The sequence below is a fragment of the Chryseobacterium gambrini genome (assembly GCF_027920505.1).
Classification (GTDB): Bacteria; Bacteroidota; Bacteroidia; order Flavobacteriales; family Weeksellaceae; genus Chryseobacterium; species Chryseobacterium gambrini.
This window is the reverse complement of sequence record NZ_CP115857.1, coordinates 553,626-574,797: the sequence shown is the minus strand read 5'-3', so window position 1 is coordinate 574,797 and position 21,172 is coordinate 553,626. Positions and strand designations below refer to the sequence as shown.

25 protein-coding genes are annotated in these 21,172 nt (G+C 35.7%); 6 read left to right on the top strand and 19 right to left on the bottom strand.

Translation table 11 applies throughout. The features are described 5' to 3' along the window. The first annotated feature begins 6 nt into the window (after nucleotides 1-6). Entirely contained in the window at nucleotides 7-651 is a 645-nt protein-coding gene (gene pdeM / locus PFY09_RS02535) for a ligase-associated DNA damage response endonuclease PdeM (protein ID WP_271161305.1), read from the top strand. Nucleotides 652-689: 38 nt separating this feature from the next. Here the strand turns inward: pdeM and PFY09_RS02530 are convergent, their stop codons facing one another. Both PFY09_RS02530 and PFY09_RS02525 read right to left on the bottom strand, forming a co-directional pair. Then, entirely contained in the window at nucleotides 690-1,271 is a 582-nt protein-coding gene (locus tag PFY09_RS02530) for a 5'-methylthioadenosine/S-adenosylhomocysteine nucleosidase family protein (protein WP_271161304.1), read from the bottom strand. A gap of 10 nt (nucleotides 1,272-1,281) precedes the next feature. Further along, a complete protein-coding gene (locus PFY09_RS02525; protein WP_271161303.1) occupies nucleotides 1,282-1,980 on the bottom strand; it encodes a DsbA family oxidoreductase in 699 nt (232 codons plus the stop codon). A gap of 358 nt (nucleotides 1,981-2,338) precedes the next feature. Between PFY09_RS02525 and PFY09_RS02520 the strand changes: the two genes are divergently transcribed. Next, entirely contained in the window at nucleotides 2,339-3,070 is a 732-nt protein-coding gene (locus PFY09_RS02520; RefSeq protein ID WP_256037877.1) for an MBL fold metallo-hydrolase, read from the top strand. 10 nt (nucleotides 3,071-3,080) lie between these two features. Here the strand turns inward: PFY09_RS02520 and PFY09_RS02515 are convergent, their stop codons facing one another. Then, nucleotides 3,081-3,422, bottom strand: coding sequence for a helix-turn-helix transcriptional regulator (locus tag PFY09_RS02515; protein WP_123906798.1), 342 nt, complete (start codon nucleotides 3,420-3,422; stop codon nucleotides 3,081-3,083). Nucleotides 3,423-3,943: 521 nt separating this feature from the next. After that, nucleotides 3,944-4,573, bottom strand: a complete 630-nt coding sequence (locus tag PFY09_RS02510) for a chloramphenicol acetyltransferase (RefSeq protein ID WP_271161302.1) — start codon at nucleotides 4,571-4,573, stop codon at nucleotides 3,944-3,946. Nucleotides 4,574-4,923: 350 nt separating this feature from the next. On the opposite strand from PFY09_RS02510, the gene PFY09_RS02505 reads away from it, so the two are divergent. Together PFY09_RS02505 and PFY09_RS02500 are read left to right on the top strand one after the other, a co-directional pair. Then, nucleotides 4,924-5,766 carry an NAD(P)-dependent oxidoreductase gene (locus PFY09_RS02505; protein ID WP_271161301.1) on the top strand — a complete coding sequence of 281 codons (843 nt, stop codon included), beginning with the start codon at nucleotides 4,924-4,926 and terminating at the stop codon, nucleotides 5,764-5,766. Nucleotides 5,767-5,904: 138 nt separating this feature from the next. Next, the gene (locus tag PFY09_RS02500; RefSeq protein WP_084196337.1) at nucleotides 5,905-6,414 is read left to right on the top strand and encodes a pyridoxamine 5'-phosphate oxidase family protein; all 510 of its coding nucleotides are present in this window, start codon (nucleotides 5,905-5,907) and stop codon (nucleotides 6,412-6,414) included. A 145-nt stretch (nucleotides 6,415-6,559) separates the two neighbouring features. Here PFY09_RS02500 and PFY09_RS02495 read toward each other — a convergent pair whose 3' ends face one another. The 14 genes from PFY09_RS02495 to PFY09_RS02430 all read right to left on the bottom strand — a co-directional run bounded on the left by PFY09_RS02495 (nucleotide 6,560) and on the right by PFY09_RS02430 (nucleotide 17,188). Then, on the bottom strand, nucleotides 6,560-7,351 hold the full coding sequence (locus PFY09_RS02495; protein WP_271161300.1) for a phosphatase PAP2 family protein: 792 nt from the start codon (nucleotides 7,349-7,351) through the stop codon (nucleotides 6,560-6,562). A 173-nt stretch (nucleotides 7,352-7,524) separates the two neighbouring features. Further along, a complete protein-coding gene (locus tag PFY09_RS02490) occupies nucleotides 7,525-8,280 on the bottom strand; it encodes an SDR family oxidoreductase (RefSeq protein ID WP_271161299.1) in 756 nt (251 codons plus the stop codon). Continuing rightward, nucleotides 8,277-8,777 carry a CinA family protein gene (locus PFY09_RS02485; protein WP_076390227.1) on the bottom strand — a complete coding sequence of 167 codons (501 nt, stop codon included), beginning with the start codon at nucleotides 8,775-8,777 and terminating at the stop codon, nucleotides 8,277-8,279. Before PFY09_RS02485 ends, PFY09_RS02490 begins: the two co-directional genes overlap by 4 nt. Nucleotides 8,778-8,841: 64 nt before the next feature. Then, the gene (locus PFY09_RS02480) at nucleotides 8,842-10,977 is read right to left on the bottom strand and encodes a catalase (RefSeq protein ID WP_271161298.1); all 2,136 of its coding nucleotides are present in this window, start codon (nucleotides 10,975-10,977) and stop codon (nucleotides 8,842-8,844) included. Between the two features lie 28 nt (nucleotides 10,978-11,005). Further along, the gene (locus tag PFY09_RS02475) at nucleotides 11,006-11,251 is read right to left on the bottom strand and encodes a hypothetical protein (protein WP_271161297.1); all 246 of its coding nucleotides are present in this window, start codon (nucleotides 11,249-11,251) and stop codon (nucleotides 11,006-11,008) included. Between the two features lie 280 nt (nucleotides 11,252-11,531). Next, nucleotides 11,532-12,146, bottom strand: a complete 615-nt coding sequence (locus tag PFY09_RS02470) for a Crp/Fnr family transcriptional regulator (RefSeq protein ID WP_271161296.1) — start codon at nucleotides 12,144-12,146, stop codon at nucleotides 11,532-11,534. A gap of 138 nt (nucleotides 12,147-12,284) precedes the next feature. Beyond that, a complete protein-coding gene (locus tag PFY09_RS02465) occupies nucleotides 12,285-12,446 on the bottom strand; it encodes a hypothetical protein (protein ID WP_271161295.1) in 162 nt (53 codons plus the stop codon). A 212-nt stretch (nucleotides 12,447-12,658) separates the two neighbouring features. After that, nucleotides 12,659-12,880 carry a hypothetical protein gene (locus PFY09_RS02460; protein WP_271161294.1) on the bottom strand — a complete coding sequence of 74 codons (222 nt, stop codon included), beginning with the start codon at nucleotides 12,878-12,880 and terminating at the stop codon, nucleotides 12,659-12,661. A gap of 174 nt (nucleotides 12,881-13,054) precedes the next feature. Next, the gene (locus PFY09_RS02455) at nucleotides 13,055-13,651 is read right to left on the bottom strand and encodes a Crp/Fnr family transcriptional regulator (RefSeq protein WP_076390232.1); all 597 of its coding nucleotides are present in this window, start codon (nucleotides 13,649-13,651) and stop codon (nucleotides 13,055-13,057) included. Continuing rightward, entirely contained in the window at nucleotides 13,651-14,028 is a 378-nt protein-coding gene (gene ytxJ, locus PFY09_RS02450) for a bacillithiol system redox-active protein YtxJ (protein ID WP_076390233.1), read from the bottom strand. Before ytxJ ends, PFY09_RS02455 begins: the two co-directional genes overlap by 1 nt. After that, complete coding sequence (locus PFY09_RS02445; protein ID WP_271161293.1) at nucleotides 14,025-14,486, bottom strand: DUF1569 domain-containing protein; 462 nt, start codon at nucleotides 14,484-14,486, stop codon at nucleotides 14,025-14,027. The genes ytxJ and PFY09_RS02445 overlap by 4 nt, the downstream gene beginning before the upstream one ends. Next, nucleotides 14,480-15,016: a YfiT family bacillithiol transferase gene (locus PFY09_RS02440; protein ID WP_076390234.1), complete on the bottom strand. Its 537-nt coding sequence runs from the start codon at nucleotides 15,014-15,016 to the stop codon at nucleotides 14,480-14,482. Before PFY09_RS02440 ends, PFY09_RS02445 begins: the two co-directional genes overlap by 7 nt. Then, nucleotides 14,973-15,596 carry a hypothetical protein gene (locus PFY09_RS02435; RefSeq protein WP_271161292.1) on the bottom strand — a complete coding sequence of 208 codons (624 nt, stop codon included), beginning with the start codon at nucleotides 15,594-15,596 and terminating at the stop codon, nucleotides 14,973-14,975. The genes PFY09_RS02440 and PFY09_RS02435 overlap by 44 nt, the downstream gene beginning before the upstream one ends. Before the next feature lie 449 nt (nucleotides 15,597-16,045). Further along, complete coding sequence (locus PFY09_RS02430; RefSeq protein ID WP_271161291.1) at nucleotides 16,046-17,188, bottom strand: DEAD/DEAH box helicase; 1,143 nt, start codon at nucleotides 17,186-17,188, stop codon at nucleotides 16,046-16,048. A 299-nt stretch (nucleotides 17,189-17,487) separates the two neighbouring features. Between PFY09_RS02430 and pncA the strand changes: the two genes are divergently transcribed. Further along, the gene (pncA, locus tag PFY09_RS02425) at nucleotides 17,488-18,093 is read left to right on the top strand and encodes a bifunctional nicotinamidase/pyrazinamidase (protein ID WP_256037891.1); all 606 of its coding nucleotides are present in this window, start codon (nucleotides 17,488-17,490) and stop codon (nucleotides 18,091-18,093) included. 573 nt (nucleotides 18,094-18,666) lie between these two features. Here pncA and PFY09_RS02420 read toward each other — a convergent pair. Continuing rightward, on the bottom strand, nucleotides 18,667-19,623 hold the full coding sequence (locus PFY09_RS02420; protein ID WP_108411583.1) for a pseudouridine synthase: 957 nt from the start codon (nucleotides 19,621-19,623) through the stop codon (nucleotides 18,667-18,669). A 295-nt stretch (nucleotides 19,624-19,918) separates the two neighbouring features. On the opposite strand from PFY09_RS02420, the gene aroB reads away from it, so the two are divergent. Then, on the top strand, nucleotides 19,919-20,971 hold the full coding sequence (gene aroB / locus PFY09_RS02415; RefSeq protein WP_271161290.1) for a 3-dehydroquinate synthase: 1,053 nt from the start codon (nucleotides 19,919-19,921) through the stop codon (nucleotides 20,969-20,971). Nucleotides 20,972-21,172 lie beyond the last annotated feature (201 nt).

Here is a 21,172-nt window from a genome sequence, read left to right as displayed (position 1 = left end):
TATCAGATGAAAATAGTAACAAAAAATATCCATATTCAGGACGAAGTCTTTACATTAACCAATCAGAGAGCATTATTCTGGAAAAAAGAAAAAGCCTTGATCTTGTCGGATCTTCACATTGGAAAAACAGCCCATTTCCGCAAAAACGGAATTGCGCTTTCCGATCATATTTTTGAAAATGATCTGCAGCGATTATCCGTTTTAATCGAATATTTTCAGCCGGAAAAATTTATCGTTGTCGGCGATCTGCTTCACGCAGGAGACAATTCCGGTGTAGACAAGTTCTGTGAATGGAAAGCTGAGTTTCCTAACCTCGAATTCCATCTCGTAGAAGGCAATCACGACAGAATTTCGAAAAAATTAGAAGCCAAACTCTGCCTGAATTTCAAAGATGAAACCTTAAATATTGATGATTTTTTATTCGTCCACGATTTTCAGAAGAAGAATGAAAAATTTCAGATTACGGGACATATTCATCCCGGATTTGTCATTAATTCTGTGGTAAAAAAAATCAAACTGCCTTGTTTTGTGGTGACAGAAAATCAATTGTTGCTTCCCGCTTTCAGTGAATTCACAGGTTTAGATACAAAAAATCTCCCTAAAAAAGGAAGATTCTATGTATTTACGGATGCTGAAATTTATGAGATTTAAAATGTTGAATCTCACACTTTCATCATCATTGTTAATATTTACGAAAACAGAATTTTATTAAACGCCTCCGAAGCCAGATGAACCTGAACCGCCCAATCGTCCGCAGCATCACTTCCTGCATCGTCGGAAATATATTTCAGGCACAGGAAAGGAATTTCTTCCTTCATCGCGATCAAAGCCAAAGGATAAGCTTCCATATCCACAATATTATAAACCGTTTCCGAATGATTCATCTCGAAACTGTCGCCGCTTCCGCAGATTCCTTCCGGAAGATCCTGTCTTTTCAAACCATATTCCAAAACGGGCGGAATTCCTGAAAGCGGGGTTTCGTACAGGCTGAAACCAAGTCCTCTCACATCCATATCGCGCTGGATGAATTTTGTACAGCATACAACATCTCCCTTGTGAAAACTTTTGCTTCCTGCAGACCCCAGATTAACAATCAGTTTTGGACGGTTACGGTAGATTTCTTTCGTTAATTCCATCGCGGCATTTACTTTTCCGATTCCTGTAATCAGTTTGTTTTTATCATTAAACACTTTTCCTGCTTCAGAATCCAAAGCAAAAACAAAAAGCGCATCTTCAACCGAAAACTGAAGTTCGTCGTTTATTTTTATCATTTAATTAAGCTTAGATTTCACAACTGTCTGCATCACACGAAGCTCCGTTATCCGAAAGATTTTTTAACGGAGTTACCGTTTCGTCGTAAGTCTGCTGCAATGCACTGGCAAAAAGTTCCACAGGCTGCGCTCCGGAAACCGCATATTTTCCGTTCAGTACAAAAAACGGAACGCCGGAAACGCCATTGTTTCTCGCTTCTGTAATATCTTTGCTGATTTCAGTATTATATTCTTCGGAAGCTAAAACTTTCTGAGCTTCTTCCTGATCAATCCCCAAAGAAGCGGCAAGATCAACCAATGTTTCCACATCTCCTACATTTTTACCATCTACAAAATGAGCGATGAAAAGAGCTTCTTCCATTTCGTTTGCCTTATTGTATTTTTTGGCTAAATGCAATAATTTATGAGCGGAAAATGTATTGGTAATTAATGCTTTTTCAAAATTAAAATCAATTCCGGCTCCGCTTCCCATCTGTTTTACCTGCGCGATCATCTGCTGCGCCTGAGCTTCAGGGAAACCTTTCTTTTCTTTAAAATATTCGGAAGTTGTCTTTGTTTCTTTCGGGTCTAAAGTAGGATCTAACTGAAAACTTTTCCACTCCACTTCTACCTGATCTTTAAAAGACAGATTTTCCAGTGCTTTTTCAAAATTGTTTTTTCCTATATAACAGAACGGACACATCACATCCGACCAGATTTCTACTTTCATTTTCAGTAAATTAAAATTTATATTCTTTTTATTGATTATCCGTTATTAATCATACTGTTTTTAGCGCAAAGTGCTCGAAGATTTTTTTTACAGCTATTCGTTTTTAATTTCACAGAGGTGCTTCGACAAACTCAGAATAAACTATTCACTCAGCAAAGAACACAATGATTTAAAACTACAGATAATCACTTTTATTTATTTTTAAATTCTTTTTCTCCGGTTCATTTTGTGATTAAAAACAGCGGTACAAAAATACTTAATTTACCGCTAAAAAGTCCGCTGTATTTATCGGTTTTGGTAATGAAAGGTATTGATGAAAATATTTTTTCATTTTACAAATAATAAAGAAATTTGCACCATGAAAATTATACCATTAAAAGAAGGAAATTTTTCTACCAATAAGACAAAAGATTTTACCCTTTTAACTGAAGAAAATAAAGACACGATAAAAGGAATCAGAATGTCTGTTACTCCTTTTTTAGTTGTTACAGAAAAAGATAGTATTCTTCTGGATGCAGGAATCGGATGGAAAAATGAAGAAGGAAAAACGGTGATTTCAGAAATTCTGGAAAAGGAAAATATTCATCCTGATCAGATTACCAAGGTTTTGCTGTCTCATCTTCACAAAGACCATATCGAAACAACGATTACCAGAACTGAAAATGGATTTGAACCTGCTTTTCCGAATGCCGAAATCTATATCCAGAAACGGGAACTGGCTTTTGCCATGGAAAACCGGGGAAATTATTCTTTTGATTTTGATACCCTCGAAAAACTGATCGAGCTCGAAAATATTGTCTGGATGGATGAAGACAGAGGAAATATTACGGACGAAATCTCCTTTGAAGTTGTCGGTGGTCATACTCCGTTTATGCAGGTATTTTGGATTAAAGAAAGCAATAAAACGGTTTTTTACGGCGCAGACAATCTTCCGCAACAGTCTTACCTCAAATATCATCTTGCTTACAAAAGCGATTTCGACGGAAAAAGAGCGATGAATTTAAGAATAAAATGGGAAAAAGAAGCTGTTGAAAATCATTGGAAAGTTTTACTGTACCATGATCTGGAGAAAGCCGTGTTAGAATTTTAAAAAAAATGGTTTAAAGATCATTAAACCATTTATAAATATCCAGATCGGAAGCAATGTTGAGTTTTTTCCGAAGTCTGTTTTTCCTATTCTGTATTGCCTTTGGAGTTACAAACGTGTAGGTTGCAATTTCCTTCGTGGTTAAATTAAGCTTTAAATAAATACAAAATATAAGCTCTGAATTTTTAAGGTCGGGCTGGATTGCAGATAACCTGCTGAAAAAATCCGGTTCTACCAATCTGAATTTATTCAGCAGACGAGGAGAATTTTCTTTTGCTAATGCTAAAATTTCGTCCTGTACAAAAATCTTTTGGTTTAAATCTTCTAAATTGAATTCAGTTTTTTCGTTTTTCATAATTTTTCTCATCTCTTCTAATTTCTGATGCTTTTCCGACAAGCTTCAGCATAAATCTCTTCTTTCTCTTACCTCAGTTTTGTCCGATGAAGCCAATTTTCTGAGGTGTTTTTAAGTCTTGAATAATTCTTACTGTTTCAATAACATCCTGTTGCTTACTTTTTTCTTTACTTACTGTATTTATGCTTAAAATAATATCGTAAAAACAACGATTAAGATTTTAACCAAAGACAAAGAAAGAAAAAATGATTAAAATTTTACATAATAAAAAATACCACATACATACCACGTTATTTCTGCTGTTGCCTTATTTTTCGGGATCCTGTTTCTGATATTTCAATTATCTGAGAACAAATCTAGAAGTTTTTGTCATCTTTTTTTATGATTACGATCAATACCGTAATTAAAAAATGAAATATGGGAATTACAGCCGCAACAATGCAGATTCTAAAGCAACAAAAAAGATCGCTTCAGAGATGTATGCAGAAAAAGTAAAATATAAAATGGGATTTTAAATGTATTTACCCGAGATTCAGTTGTTTCTGGAATTCCTCAAAATACTGCGCAAGATGTAATCCGTCTGCCAAACCGTGGTGCGCTTCTATGGAAACCGGAAGAAATTTTTTCCCGTCTCTTACGCTGAATTTTCCGAAGGCTATCTTGGGAATACATTCTTTAGGGTCGAAATTCGTAGGATGCAGCAGCGCGCTGAAAGAAGTCCACGGAATGGATGTATGCCTGATGTGATTGACGGGTAAACCATCATTGCTGATTCCCAGTCCTGTAGAATTTTGTACGGTTTTTACCTGTTCCTGAAGTCTTTCATTAAAAACTTCAAAATCATCAGAAAAATGAAAAAAAGAAAATCCGAAAGTTCCGTCTTCTCTGCCAATTGTGCTTCCCACATGAACCTCATCATATAAAATTACCTCATCATTTACAATTCTCAGTTTCAGCGCATCTACAGAGTTTACGGCAATCATAGATTTGTAAAGATATGCCGCAAAAAACGACTGGTTATTCTTTTTCGCCTCATCATAAGCTTTGGTACAGTCTACTTCCGAAGTAAATCCGAAATACGGACTTTTCATTTTAGAAAAAAATTCGAAATGCTCTTTCCTGTTCCAGCTCTCCATATCTATAATCTTCACTGCTCTATTTTTTGCAAATGTCTGTAAGTTTTATCAATTATAAAAGTTCTGAAGAAATAAATGTATTCTGCAACGTATTTTTGTACAGGATTTGCAGTAAAAAATTCAAATTATTATTTAAAGTTTGTGTAAACTAATTTTAAATTTTACCGCAAAAGATACAAAAGACTTTATTGGATTTATTTTAAGTGTTTCAAAAGTCTGCAAAGAGAAAAAAATCTTTGATTTTTTTTAACTTATGTGCTCTTTTTTCCATTTAAGTATTAAACTTAAACAACTAAAGTGTTACAATCTTTTGCATCTTTTGCGGTAAAAAAGTTTAAACAAGTTTTTCAACAAAACTATTGAAAATGAAGGAAAAGACAGGATTTATCGGATTAGGAAATATGGGACATCCGATGGCAAAAAATTTAGAAAAAGCAGGAATTACACTGTCAGTTTATAACAGAACGCCCGAAAAAGCGGAAGATTTTAAAGAAAAATCTGTTGTTTGCGATACCGTTGAGGATGTGGTAAAAAACAGCGATATTATTTTCACCATGCTTACGAACGATGCCGCAGTGAAAGACGTTTATCAGAAAATTCTTTCACTTGATATTTCGGAAAAGCTTTTTATTGATATGAGTACGATTTCGCCGGAAATGACGGGAGAAATTTCGAGTGCGGTAAAAATTAAAGAAGCCGGTTTTATCGATGCTCCGGTTGCCGGAAGTACGAAACCTGCGGCTGAAGGAACATTACTGATTATGGCAGGTGGAGAGGAAAAAGATCTTAAAAGAGCCGAACCTTATCTGCAAAAGCTTGGAAAAACCATTAAACATTTGGGAGAAAACGGAAAAGGAATTGCCGCGAAGCTTTCGGTTAATTATTTCCTTTCAGCGATTTATCAGGGACTTGCGGAAACGGTGCTGTTCTCGGATAAACTAGGAATCGACCGTAAAGATATGCTTGAAATTATTAATGAAAGTGCAAGCGGAAGTGGCGCTACCAAAGTAAAAACGCCGCTTTTAACAGAAGAAAATTACGATCCCGCTTTTGCTTTGGATCTGATGCTGAAAGATATTCTTCTGGCTAAAAATGCAGGGGCAGATTTTCCGTTGTCGGAAACTTTAATCAGAACGTATCAATCTGCTCATGATGAAGGTTTTGGAAAGGATGATGTGATCGGAATCATTAATTATCTGAAAAAATAGCTCAACAAAAATCTTCTGAAAATATACCGTCTTCTTTTATTTTTATGTTGAATTTTTCAATTGTGGTCGGGTTTTTGAATAAACAACAGTAATTAAAATTCAGTTTTAATAGAAAATCAATCACTAAAATATAATATTATGTCAACAGAAAATCTTACCCACACGGAAGCGGTTAAAAAAATTAAAGAATTATCTGAAAATGCAAGAATCTGTATGTTTTGTACAGAATTGGATAAACTTCCGATCAATTCGCGTCCGATGTCACTTCAGGAAACCGACGACGAAGGAAATCTTTGGTTTATCAGCGGAGATACAAGCAACAAAAACTTTGAAATAAGAGACGATAAAAGAGTGCAGTTGTTTTTTATGAATAATTCTGATTACGAATATCTTTCGGTTTACGGAGATGCTACTATCTACAAAGACAAATCGACAATTGAAGACAAATGGTCGCCCATGGCAAAAGCATGGTTTGAGGAAGGAAAAGATGACCCGAATGTATCCATCATCCGTGTAGAGCCTAAAGAAACGTATTACTGGAACACGAAAGCAGGAAAACTGGTGAGTCTTTTCAATTTTGTAGCGGCAGCCATTACTGGCAATACGACCGATAATTCTGATGGCGTTGAAGGAAAAGCAACCGTTTAAACTAATAAAAATTTGTTTAAACTAATTAAAAAAATAGTTGTGTATTAATACAGTACCTTTTGCAGTTAAATAAAAAGTTTAAGCAGACTAAAAAATTAAGATAAAAGGCAGTGGAGAAATTCACTGCTTTTGTTTTGTCTGATGATTAAAAATTCTTCACAAATCCTATTCCTACATTTCCTTTCTGATAGTAAGGCATCATCATCGCCTGAGATTTTTCAGGATTTCCGCCTAAAAGTTTATTGATTTTCGGATAAAGCCAGTACGCCAGTTCAGTAGACAAAATCCCGAATCCTGCTCCACCGATTACGTCTCCGAACCAGTGTTTATCGTTCAGCATTCTGTACACTCCTGTAAAAACCGCCAGAGAATATCCTGAAATTCCCAGCAAAAGATTGTGGTCTTTATATTCCCTGAACATAAACTGCGCCGATGCAAATGCAATAGCTGTATGCCCCGAAGGAAAAGAAAGCCTGTTGGAATGATCCGGTCTTTCTTCTTTTACGGCGTGTTTCAGCGGAATGGTGATGGCAGAAGTGATCATCATGGAAGTTCCGTAGATAATGCTTCTTTCCCTGAAATTATGTTTTCCTTTCACTCCGAAGGCATTCAGTCCGTAAACCAAAACTGCGGGAGCAAACTGTGTATAATTATCCAGTTTAATATGATCCGGTTTATGTTCGCTTATTTCATATTGCGTGGAAGAATTCAGTGTTTTTAGTTCGTCAATACTCAGACTGGCAATTCCGTAGGAAATAAGTACCGCAGGAACGATCAGCTTTTCATAGCTGAACTGATGGGTCTTATCTTCAGGCAGACTTTTCAGAACCATTGCAGAATCTGCATTATCTTTAAACTGCAGACTGTCTGTTTCCTGAGCGCAGATCCATTGAAAACTGCTAACCAATAAAAATAATCCTGTACAGAATTTTCTCATAAGATAAAGGATTTTAATGATCAAAAAATTGATCCGTATCTCCTATCAAAGATAAGTGAATTGTAGAGAAGGTGGTTTAGACATTTAAAATTAATCTTAATTCTTATCCAAGCTAAATAAAAATAACCCGCACAAATGTGCGGGCTAAAGCTAATTTATAGAATAAGGCAAAGTTATCCGTTAACAACAATTCCTCCGTTGGGATGAAAAACCTGTCCGGTAAGCTGTGCTGCGTCTTCACTTGCCAAGAAAAGAAAACTGGTGGCAACTTCTTCCGGTGTAGCGTTTCTTTCGAAAGGAGGTTTGTCCGGGTCTTCTTCCTCTTCATCAAAAGTTTCTTCTGTTAAAGGCGTTGTTACCGGTCCCGGAGCTACTGCATTCACGCGGATTCCTTTTGGTTTTGCCTGTAGCGCCAAAGATCTTGTAAAGGAAACAATGGCTCCTTTGGTTGCTGAATAATCCAAAAGTTCTGGATGTCCCTGATACGCCGCTGCCGAAGTCGTATTAATAATGGAACTCCCCTCTTTCAGATACGGAAATACAACTTTGGTTAACAAAATCATTCCGATGATATTTGAATTGAATGTTGTCCGGATATTTTTTTCTTCCAGCTCTTCAATATTTTTCGAAGGAAACTGAATTCCTGCATTATTCACAAGAATATCGATTTTTCCGAATTCTGAAATTACTTTTGAGGTTACCTCTTCACAAAATTCATAATCATTAATATCCCCTTTGAAAACAGAGCATTTTCTGTCCAGATTTTCAATTTCTGACTTTGCTTCGCGAGCATTTTTTTCATCCGAATGATAAATGATCGCAATATCTGCGCCTTCTTCAGCAAAAAGCAGGGCTACAGCTTTTCCGATTCCGCTGTCGGCTCCGGTGATAAGAACGGTTTTACTGTCTAATTTCAATTCCCTCATCATTTTAAAATTAAAAGCTGGTTGATTTCACTTTTAAAACAGCCTAAAATAAATTCGGTATAGTACAACTGAGCATTCAGTGCCTGTGTTTTCGGGTGAAGCTCCAGTTTTTTAGTCAGTACAATTTCTCCTTTGTACGAGAAAGAAAAGTAGGCAAAAATCTTATACGAGGAATTACGGATCGGTGTACAATATCCCGTTGTCGCAATAGACCAGTCGGATTCGAAAAATTTGGCGACATTTAAAGCCATTGTTTCTGCGATATTTTCCGAAACGCAGTCGCATTCTTCGGCTTCGGCCTGATCTACGTTCAGCAGTCTTACTTTTTCGGGTAAAGTGTAGGTGGTCATTCCGCCTTTATAAAACAATGATGCATTGGGCATTTGTGAAAAGGCAAGCTGTAAACAGCCGGAGGTAACGCTCTCTACCACAGAAATGGTTTCATCAGCGGTAATGAGCGACTGACTGATGTAATCTAAGAGGTTTTTTTGAAATTCCATAATCTTTAATATTTTAAGTGGTTGTGGTGTGTATAAAATTTCTGTCTGTGCAGATCAAAATTTATTATGCATTTCTTTCAGCTTCAAGCTCCCATACTCTGTGGTTGGCAATGGCTTCCGTAAATTTATGGTCGGGATCAGAATCTTCCCAGTTTACAATGGCAGGATCTTCATGCTTTTTCACTGCGACATTGCTGCTTTTATAAATTGCTTCTGTGCCTTCTCCAAAATAAATTGCTTTGCAGTGTTGATATGCTTCATTGATGAAATGCAAAACTTTGTGTTTGTTTTCTGCGTTCATAAGCTCTTTGGCTGCCTCTTCTCCCGCTCCGACAAACAAGGCATCAAAACATACACTTGCCGTGCTTGTAAGAGAATGTTTCGGTGTTAAAGCATCTCCTTTATCTGTCTTTACCGGAGCCAAACTTGGTGCGATAATTTCTACAACTGCATTCTGATCTTCCAGTTTATTTTTTAAATCATTTATAATGCCAAAATCTGCTCCATAAGCAACAATAAAGCCTATTTTTCTTCCCTGAATTGTATTTTTTACAGTATTTGCCATACTCAGGGCTTCAGAAGCTCTTGTATGGGCTTCTCTTTCTTCACTTTGCAGATCTGCAGGGTTGCTGTCTGCCGGAAGACTCTTGTTTGGAAATTCCAGTTCTTTTACCTCAACGCCAACTTTTGAAGCAACGGTCTGCGCCAGAGATTTATCAATAAAATTAAGCTGTCCGACTACTCTTTCCCGAATTTCCGGAATGGTAACTTTCGACAGTTCAAAAATCAGGGCGTTCTGAAGGTGTGTTTTTTCATAATCGGACTGGCTGCTGTAAAATAATTTTGCCTGTGAGTAATGATCTACAAAACTTTCGCTTCTGGCTCTTATTTTTGTCCCTGAAACTCTTTCCTGATGTGAAGTAAAACCACCTTCCGACATCATTGCCTGAAAAGGACATCCTCCTCCGATAGAATTGGGTTCGTAGCTTACTTTTCCTTTTACGATCTGCTGTCTCATGTGTCCGTCGCGCTGGTTGTTGTGAACGGTATTTACAGATCTGTTGATCGGAATTTCATGGAAATTGGGCGAACCTAATCTTGAAAGCTGTGTATCTGTGTAGGAAAATAGCCTTCCCTGCAAAAGAGGATCGTTGGAAAAATCGATCCCCGGAACCAGATGTCCCGGATGAAAAGCCACCTGCTCTGTTTCTGCAAAGAAATTATCCGGATTTCTGTTTAATGTTAAGGTCCCGAAAATCTCTACCGGAACTTCTTCTTCAGGAATAATTTTCGTAGGATCGAGAAGATCAAAATCAAATTTATCTTCGTCTTCTTCGGGAATTAATTGTACTCCGAAATCCCATTCCGGAAAATTACCGCTTTCGATAGATTCCCAAAGATCTCTTTTGTGAAAATCCGGATCTACTCCTGAAATTTTCTGTGCTTCGTCCCAGGCTACGGAATGAACGCCTAGTTTTGGCTTGAAATGAAATTTTACGAAATGGGCTTTTCCTTCATCATTAATAAATCTGAAGGTATGAACGCCAAAACCTTCCATTCTGCTGAAACTTCTCGGGATTGCTCTGTCACTCATTACCCACATAATCATGTGCATACTTTCGGGCATCAGAGAAATAAAATCCCAGAAGGTATCATGCGCAGAAGCTGCCTGTGGAATTTCGTTGTGCGGTTCCGGCTTTACGGCATGTACAAGATCCGGAAATTTAATGGCATCCTGAATAAAAAAAACAGGTATATTGTTTCCTACGAGATCGTAGTTTCCTTCTTCTGTGTAAAATTTTATGGCAAAGCCTCTTACGTCCCGAGCTAAATCTGTACTTCCTTTGCTTCCTGCAACGGTAGAAAATCTTACGAAAACCGGCGTTTCTCTGTCTGTTTCTGTTAAAAATTTAGCTTTTGTATATTTTTTAAGGCTTTTTTTCAGCCTAAAAACGCCATGCGCTGCTGATCCGCGTGCATGAACAATTCTTTCAGGAATTCTTTCGTGATCAAAATGAGTGATCTTTTCTCTCAGAATAAAATCTTCCAGTAAAGTGGCTCCTCTTTCTCCTGCTGTAAGGGAATTCTGGTTATCATTTATTTTAAGTCCCTGATTGGTTGTAAGTTTTGTATCGTCATTTGATGTGGTGTGCGACGCGAGCTGATCCAGCTTATCATTCGTCGTTTTTTTGTCTTTCATAATTTTACTATTTTGTGGTTTATCTTTTTCAAGATGGCTTGTGTGTATCTTTAGAAGTTTCTTTTAGTTCTTCCTTTTTCATTTGGTCTGAAGCATCCATCAGTGCATTTTCAGCAAAATAAATATCATTTATTGCTGAAATAAAGAATCTGTGAAGCGAAGAATTCTCCATTTCATTTTCATTCACAGCATTTTTTTCTGTCTGTTTGCTTTTTTCAGATGAAGAATCTGCGGCGTTACTTTTATCTTTATTATCTGTGGTTTTGCCTACCATGATTTTTTTGGTGTTTGATGTTCATTAAAGATTACCTCTCTGCATAGTCATAAATAAAGAGGTAATCCGGAAGAGTATTATGAGTTAAACATTCCCCCGAATCCTGATCGGATAAAGTTCAGGCTCCTGCTATTTTCTTATGTTGAATTTGATTTAAAGTATTTACAAGATCCGCTTTGAAAGTGTGATCTGTAAATATCCAAAGTAATGTAAGTGAAACAGATAATAAATCTACAACTGAAAATGTGTCGTTTTTATGACTTCAGTCATATTGATCTGATTAATATAAAATTTTTCGGCTTTCTATTTTTAAACTGCCTTCTTTTTCCATTTTTTTAAGGGTTCTGATCACCGTTTCTACGCGTAATCCGGTAAGATTGGCAATCTGCTGTCTTGTAAGATCTACATGAAAACACTGTTCGCAGTCTCCTTCATGATAACTTTTAAGATAATCCAGCAGACCTTTCAGCCTTACAGCAGGATTCTGGGAAGACATATTCTGCAGCATGATCGCTTTAAAATACAATCTTTGTGAAAGGCAGGAATTCATTTCCAGAGAAATTTTCGGATTTTTTTCCAAAAGGTCCATAAAATTTTTCTTTGTTAGCCTTATGATTTCTACATCCGTCATGCATATTGCATTCATCACGTAGAATTTTTCTAAAAAAAGCATGGGATCTCCAAAGCTTTGTTTTTCTCCTAAAATATTATGGATAAACTCTTTGCCTTCTTCATTATAGCTGTTCTGCTTTACTTTTCCTTTTACAATCTGATAGTAATAAAAGGCATTGTCTCCTTCATTATAGATAATTTCCTTTGCTTTATAAAATCTATCTTCTGCTCCGAATGTATATAATAATTCAGGATCAATATTCATGCAGCTTATAGTTTTCATATTTTTAGAATTTTAACAATTCTTCTACAAAAAAAAGACCACAAATTCTATATTTAATACAATATTTTCCGTTTTCTGATTTTTACAGTCTGTTTTCTCTCATGAGCTTACTCGTTTGGATGGCAGTTTCCGGTAAGATCAGCCATCTGTTGTCTCGTAAACGGTGCTGAGTTTAACCTTTCCTCTGATGAGGTGATGATAATAATTGGGATGGCTTCCTTCAATAAATCTGTTTTCCGAAGGTTTGTAGTCTTTGATATTGGCTCCTACCGAATGCAAAATTTCTTCTTTAATAATCATATAAATTATTTTTAATATTTCTTTAATTATAAAGCATTCTCAGTAGAAATAAAATTGGAAATACATTTTATATATGCAAAAATCGCACCCAAAATTTATTTACGATTTAAGAATACTCGATAAAAAATATTGTCTTCTGAATAAAAATTCGTTACTCAAGTTAAACCCGCTTCTTAAACTGAAAACGGGTTTTTCATTTAATTATGTGAAATTTATTTTGCCGTTTTTGTACTGTCTGCATTCTTTCCTGTGGAACGTACCGTTGTACTGTCTGCCAAAGGAATGGAATCATTAGACATTGTTGTGGTTGCATTAACAGAAGAATCCGTTATCGTGGCAGAATCATAGCCGGAATCGGAAGTTGTTGAGTTTTCTTTTTTCTGACAACTCCATACCAGAAGCCCAAGAGGGGCAATTGACAGGATACATTTCATAATATTATATTTTAAGTGGTGTGATCTTTCAAAAGTAGGATAATATTATGTTAAGTGTTTATGACCTTGGTCATAAGAAAAATTGATACTCAAATGAAAATCTGAGAATTATATGAAATTAATTATTAAATAGGCTTAAACCAATTTTAATTCTAAATAAATTTATTCAAAAGATTATTTGCTGTCCGGAACGAAGTTTTTCCTTGCGAGTTCTTTTCTAACGCGGCTCAGACTTTCCGGAGTAATGCCAAGATAAGAGGCGATCATCCACTGTGGAACCCTCAAAAGTAAATCCGGATACATTTTGATGAACTTCATATATCGTTCTTCCGCAGTTTCTGCAAGAAGGGAATTGATTCTGTCCTGAAGACTTTTAATATGTTTCTGAAGAAGAATATCACTTTTTTCGAGGCTGTCGGGGAATTCTCCGATCAGTTTATTGATGAAATCCGGATGCAGCAGAAGCACTTCCGAATCTTCTACGGCTTCAATATAGTAAACAGATTTTTCATTAAAATAAAGACTGCTTCGGTCTGAAGTAAGCCAGCTTTCCGGCGCAAACTGAATGATATGCTCTTTCCCGTTTTTATCGATGGAATACATTTTCAAAAGTCCTTTTTCTACAAAATAAATATATCTGCAGACTTCCCCGTATTGTAAAAGAAACTGATTTTTCTGCACTTTTTTCACTTCATAATGCAGACTGCACATATTCACTTTTTCTAAAGGAACATTTAAAACTCTTGCTAAATAATTATTGATATTCGTCATTATATAATTTGGTCTACCGATATACTCTGGTGTGAAGCGTTATTAATGGCTTTTCCGTTTTCTATTACAATGAGTTGCGGACTTTGGTGCGTTACTCCCAAATCTTCTGCAATCTTATTGGAAATCGGTCTGTGAGCCAGCAAATCTAAGTAATATAAATCTATTTTCTGATCCAGATTTTCTATTTCTTTTTCAAAATTTTTCAATACGGTTTTGCTGATGAAGCAACTTGTTGAATGCTTGAATATTGCAATCCTGTGCTGAAAAGAACTTTCAACGGCTTTCTGAAGATCTTCCTCGGATTCTATCTTTTTCCAGAATGATTTCTGTTCCGTTGCCTCTCCTTTTCCGCCAAATATTTTATCAAAAAAACTCATGTCCCAAATTGTTTTAAGTGATGATCCAGATGTTTATACTCTAAAAATCCCCAGTCTTTTTCTTTCATCCGTCCGAAAAGCTCATGATGACGGGGTAAATTTCCGTTTTCAAAATGATGGCGGTAATCGCAAAGTGTTTTCAGAAGGTTCTTTTTTTCTGCATCAAAATCACACTCAAAATTAACAATAAGTTTTTGAAAAGTCGGCATATTTCGGGGAATTCCGTTGTTAAAAATTTGCATTTCTATTTTTGTGGCAATTCCTATCCACCGAAAAACACTATGTATCGAAGGAAGTATTACCTTTTTCTGTGGCACTAAAAGTACATCACTGCAATGTCTCATCATCTGACTGACATTCATTTTCCCCCATTTTTTTGGCGAATTTTCTTTCAGGCAGGAAATCCTGTTTATAATTTCCTTAAAATCTTCAGGATTATGGAGACTTTTCTTTACCAACCTTTTTCTTTCTTCAGATTTTCGATGTGCGCAAAATGATGATTACAGTGCCATGCGTACAACGCAAGATAACTTCTCAGATTATAGTTTTTATTGTGTTCCGGATGATGAAAAGTTCTTTCAAACTGTTTGTTAGTCATGCTTTTTAACAGAGCCGTCCATCTCTGGTGAGTTCCTTTCAGCATTCTCATGGCGGGTTTTACTGAAATATTCTGGCTGTCCTGAAGTTCTGCCCATTTTGCTTCGTCATAAGGTCTTATCGTAGGGTTTTCTTCCGTAAGAGCGAGTTTCAGGCGCATAAAACTGTTGATATGACTGTCCGCAAGATGATTAACCACCTGTCTTACCGTCCATCCACCTTCTCTGTATTGGGTATCGAGCTGATCGTCGCTGAAATCTTCAATCAGATTTTTCAGTCTTCCCGGAAAATCTTTAATAACTTTAATATATTCATCAAGCGTTATGTCGCAAATATTTTCAGGCTGTTTAAACTGACCTATGGGAAATTTCTTTTGTTCTAAGTTGCTCATCTTTAATTATAGTTTTTAATACGCTAAACAGAATAACAGCGTCTTTATCTTTTAAGTAGTATAACATTTTGTTTTTATAATTGTCCTCTCTTGAGAAAATCATAAAATGATGGTGATATTGTTTTAATTCCAGATCTTCAAACAAAATTTCTGTCTTATTGAATCTGATTCTGTCTTCAGCAATTTCAATTCCTGAAACACTGAATTTTTCATTATTCTTGAATTTTAAATAATAATTACTTGTAATATCTCGAATAAATTTATCCCACAATTCATCAATAATATCGCAATATAACTGATGCTTTTCGGATAATTTTCTTCTGTAAAAAAGCTTGAAATTAATTTTAAGTTCCCTTCCCGATTTATTTTGGATAAAAATTAAATATTCTCTGCCAGTATAAAACTTCAAACCTCTTATAAAATGAATACCATAGCGAATTCCGGCAATATCTTCCTTGTTAATAATCGTAAATAAATCATTGTTTTGATCTTTATTTTCAAACTTTATAAAAATATCGTCAATAGTTAATGATCTTTTCCGGTTATCCAACAATCCGCGAACAATGGTAAATTCTTTCATAAAATGCCGATTTGTCTGAAATTATTGTTCAGACTTTTTTTGAATATTAGTTTTTGTAAATTTATTAAAATTTAAAGAAAACTGAATATGAAAAAGAATTAACCAATGAAAATCTTTGATTTTCTTCTTATGCGATCTTTTGCAGTAAAATCCCTCTGTCATTCTAAATGGAATTTTTCGCAGCATTATACAATGAAGAATCTCTTAAAACGTTGTGATTTGAGATTTTTCGGCTTCACTTCGTTGCGCTCAAAATGACAAATAAGACAAAAGATTTGGGTCTTTATTAAAAGTTAACAAGCGTAAGAAGAAAAGAGCACAACATTTTTTAAAAATCTTTGATCTTTTACTTTTGAGCACTTTTTATTGTTCTTGAACTTAGCTTTGTCATTCGCTTTTGTGTTTAAATAAAAAAAGCCTCAATTTTAAAATTGAAGCCCTGTATTTTATTAATAACCGTGCAGATTAACATCCTCCGTTCTCTGCAGAGTTACTTTCCTTCCCATTTTCTTTTGGATTACGCGGAAATGCTGCAATTCGTCATCCGTTAAAATAGTAATCGCCGTTCCTTTTTCATTGGCACGTCCTGTTCTTCCGATTCTGTGAATGTAATCCAAAGGCGAACGCGGCAATTCGTAGTTAATGACGCATGGTAAAGATTCTATGTGGATTCCACGACCGATCAGGTCTGTTGCAACCAAAATCTGAGCTCCGTTCGATTTAAATTCTTCCAGATTATTTCTTCGTGCTCCCTGCGATTTCTGACTGTGAATGGCAACTGCTTTTATTTTGTTTTTCTTTAATTTTTCAACCAGATTATCTGCTGCCCTTGTTGAAGAGACGAAAATCAAAGCTTTCTCCACCTTTTTCTCTTTGATTAAATAGCGTAAAAACGGACCTTTATTTTCCGGAGCCACATGATAAGCCAACTGTTCGATATTGTCTATTTCAACATCTTCTTTTTTAATCTCAACAATCGTCGGATTGATGGATAAACGCTCTTTCATCTCAGAAACTTTATCATTCAAAGTGGCAGAAAACAAAGTTGTCTGTCTGGCAACAGGCATCATTGCGAAAAGCTTATTCATTTCTTCACCAAAGCCTAATTGAAACATTTTATCCGCCTCATCAATCACCAGATGCTGAATTCCGGAAATGCTCAACGCATTATGATCGATCAGATCCAATAAACGACCGGGCGTAGCGATGAGAACTTCAACCCCGAATAATCCTTTCATCTGCGGATTGATGGAAACACCGCCATAAACTGCCATGGTACGAACTTCACGCTTTAAATTGTCTGTAAAAGCCCTGAAAACCTCATCAATCTGAATCGCCAGTTCACGGGTAGGAACTAATATAAGAACCTGAACGTTACGGTCTTTTTTAACCTCCGTGTTTTGTAGTTTTTCTAAAATAGGCATCACAAAACAAGCCGTCTTTCCCGAACCGGTCTGTGCAATTCCCATCAGATCTTTTCCCTGCAAAATAACGGGAACAGCCTGCTCTTGAATGGGGAAAGGTTTCAGATACCCCAGTTTTTTAACCGAACGAATAATATTGTGTGATAATCCTAAAGACTCAAATGACATAAAAAATTTAATTTTTGCAAAGATAAGTTATTAGAATTTGGTTTTACGCTTATTTGTTGGCAATCCCAAACACACAAGGATTTATCTACGATAAAAACAGTTGAAAATTATTGATGTTTTTGCCACTAAAAACGACATAACTGTTAAAAACAGGTAGCAACTTTGCGATTACCAAAAATAAATCAATCCTCTGTCAAAAAATTATTAAACGAAATGCCGATTTGTCCGATAATTCTGCTTTGGACAATTTTTTGAAGCTAAGAATTCGTAGATTTATCAAAAATTTCGAGATTTTAAATATGAAAAAAGCGTTAATAATCGTAGATGTGCAGAATGATTTTTGTGAAGGCGGAGCTTTGGCAGTTCCGGGAGCTAATGAAGTAATTCCTTACATCAATGCTCTGATGGAAGAAAACGAATACGATCAGATAGTACTTACCCAGGATTGGCATCCTGCAGATCATAAAAGTTTTGCCAGCAATAATGGCAGAAAAGTAGGCGAAAGCATTATTTTAAACGGGGTTCCGCAGTTTATGTGGCCGGATCACTGTATTCAGGGAACTTTCGGGGCAGAATTCCATAAAGATCTTAACAGAGAGAAAGTAACCCACATCGTACAAAAGGGTAAAAATGTAGAAATCGACAGCTATAGCGGTTTTCAGGACAATAATCATTTCATGAAGACAGGTCTGGACGATTTTTTAAAATATCACGACATCCAGTTGGTGGAAATCGTAGGTCTTGCTATGGATTACTGCGTAAAATATACCTGTACCGATGCAGTAGCCAATGGTTATGTAACCTGTCTTCACTTCAACGGAACACGTGCCGTAAATGTAAAGCCGGATAACGGAAGAGATGCCATTTATGATATGATTCAGAAAGGGGTTACGGTTTTGGGATAGTTTTTAAACACAAATTGCACTGATGCTTTTTCACAGATAGCACAATTTAATATTAAACTTAATAATGAAGTTATTTAAAGTAAAAGAGTTTGCTCCTTTAGGAGCAGAATCTCTGTAGAAATAAGAATAAATCCGTCAATCAATCCATAGGATTGATATCTTAAATATGATAAATTTCTAAAGATAGCGTTCCTACGGAACGCAGAATGCTTTGAGAATATGGTGTCTACACAGATAAAACTCTATAGAGTTTTCTACCATTTTACTTTAAATAACTTTAATATAACTATCGCAAAGACTCAAAATATTCTTTAATACTGTCTTTTCTTAAGGCGCAAAGATTTTTATATACGATAAAATTAAGCATTAATCCTTGTTGAAAATCTTTGATTTTCTTGCGCCTTAAAGATTGAAAACTAATAAAAATCTTGCGTCTTTGCGCTTTCCAACAAGAATATTTTATTGATAAAAAAGTTTAAACAAACTCATTGTGATATTCGTGTTAAAGCAAAAAAAGACGCTGAAAAAAAAATTCAGCGTCTTTTTATTTTTAGCTTAAAATCTACTTCAAAATTAAAGCATTTTAAGATTATTTACTTCCTGTTCTGTAAGGATTCTCCAGTGCCCTCTTTTAATGTTTTTCTTCGTTAATCCGGCAAACATTACTCGGTCTAAGGCTTCCACTTCATATCCTAATCTCTGGAAAATTCTTCTGATAACACGGTTCCATCCGATGTGAATTTCGATTCCCACTTCATTTTTCGGTTTCCCTTCGATGAACGAAATCTGATCTACTTCAGCAACTCCTTCATCCAGACGGATTCCTTCCGCAATAAGCTTCATATCCTCGTGTGTAAGCTTTTTATCCAATGTTACATGATAAATTTTCTTTGCATCAAAAGACGGGTGCGTCAGTTTTTTCGTCATATGGCCGTCGTTCGTTAAAAGAATAACTCCGGTTGTAGAACGGTCTAATCTTCCTACCGGAAAAACTCTGTACGGTGAAGCGTTCGCTACAAGATCCATTACTGTTTTTCTGGCTTTGTCGTCTTTTGTGGTAGAAATATACCCTTTTGGTTTGTTAAGAAGAACGTAAACCGGCTTTTCGGGTGTAATATTCTGTCCGTCGAAAACCACTTTATCCGTTTTCTGAACCTGATATCCCATTTCCGTTACCACTTTTCCGTTTACTTCCACCAGACCTTGCGTAATCAGCTCATCGGCTTCTCTCCTGCTGCAGATTCCGGAATTGGCGATGTATTTATTCAGACGGATGGTGTCTTTATGTACATCCTTCTCAATTTTAGACAGTCTTCTTTTCTGTACAAAAGATTTATTTTTATCCTCTCTGTTTTCTGTTCCGGGTCTTCTTCCGTATTTCAGGCTTCCTCTTTCGTATTTATCTCTCGTATCAAAAGTATTGGGTCTGCTTCCTCCTCTTTTTGGGGCAGATTTGCCGAAAGATTTTTTTTCTTCACCTGAACTCGTTATGAAAGGCTCTTTTTCAGTTTTTCCGAATTTCTTATCCATTCGGTCCTGGTAACTGGTGCCACCACTTTTCCTTGAGTCTGAATTTCTCTCTCCTGCTTTCGGGAAAGATTTTTTAAAAGGTTTTGATTCTGAAGAATTTCCAGATCTGGAAGCACGAGAATTATCAGAATTTTTCTTAGTTGAAATTCTTGGTCTCTTTGGTCGTTCTGAATTATTATTATCTCTGCTCATTCTAAAAATTTCTGCAAAGATAGTATATTTAATAACGAGTTAAAAATTAAGAATCATAACTTTGCAATATAGTTTTACATTTAACCCTACAGAAAATCTGAAAATGATAACAATATTAAACGATAATTTTTCTCAATTAAACGACTTCTTACACGAAAAATCTTTCAGCAAAATCTTTATTCTGGTTGATGAAAATACACATGAATATTGTCTTCCCATCCTTTTAGGAAATATGGAAACAGATCTTGGCTTTGAAATTCTGGAGATTGAAGCTTATGAAGAAATGAAAAATATACAAACGGCAAACCAGCTTTGGGAAATTCTTACGGAAATGCAGGCAGACCGAAAAGCTCTGGTTATTAATCTCGGAGGCGGCGTCATTACGGATATGGGAGGTTTTGTAGCGTCTACTTATAAAAGAGGAATACAGTTTATTAATATTCCGACGACGCTTTTATCGATGTGTGATGCTTCTATCGGGGGAAAAACAGGGATCGATCTGATGCATTATAAAAATATGGTGGGAACTTTTACTTTTCCTGAGAAAATCTTTGTCTATCCTAAATTTTTGGAAACATTACCCTTCAAAGAATTAAGAAGCGGATTTGCCGAAATGCTGAAACACGGATTAATTGCCGATAAATCTCACTGGGAAAATCTCACCCAAATTAATAACCTGGATATTGAAGGCGTAATTCCCCATATTCAGACGTCGATGGATATTAAACAGAATGTTGTTCAGGAAGATTTTCACGAAAAAAACATCAGGAAAACACTGAATTTTGGTCATACGATCGGTCATGCCGTTGAAAGTTTATGTTTAAGCCAGGGAAATCCTATTCTTCACGGCGAAGCTGTGGCGATGGGAATGATTACGGAAGCGCATCTTGCTTATCTTGAAGGTTTAATTTCTGAAGAAGACACTACACTTATTATCGAAAGCATTCAAAAATATTATCCTTACCTTGATATCAGCGATTTTAAAGACGAAGCTATTTTTGATCTTTTGCTGAACGATAAAAAAAATACAGACAGCAAGATCAATTTCTCGTTGATTACCGGAATCGGGGCGTGTAATTTCGATCATCAGTGCAGCCTGAAAAACATCACGGCTTCTTTAGATTTTTACAGAAAACTGAATGATGTTTCTCTTTAATTTTTGAAAATTCTAATAAAAATCTAACTTATTTTCAGTATAATTCAGAATTTAGATTATTTCTAAACAAATGTTTAATTGAAAAATTAAATTTCTGAAAATCAAAATATTAAAATAAAATCCGTTTGTTTTTACAGGCGGATTTTTCTATGACATTTATCATAATCTGTTTTTTGGCAAGCAATTTGAAAGATACTCTCC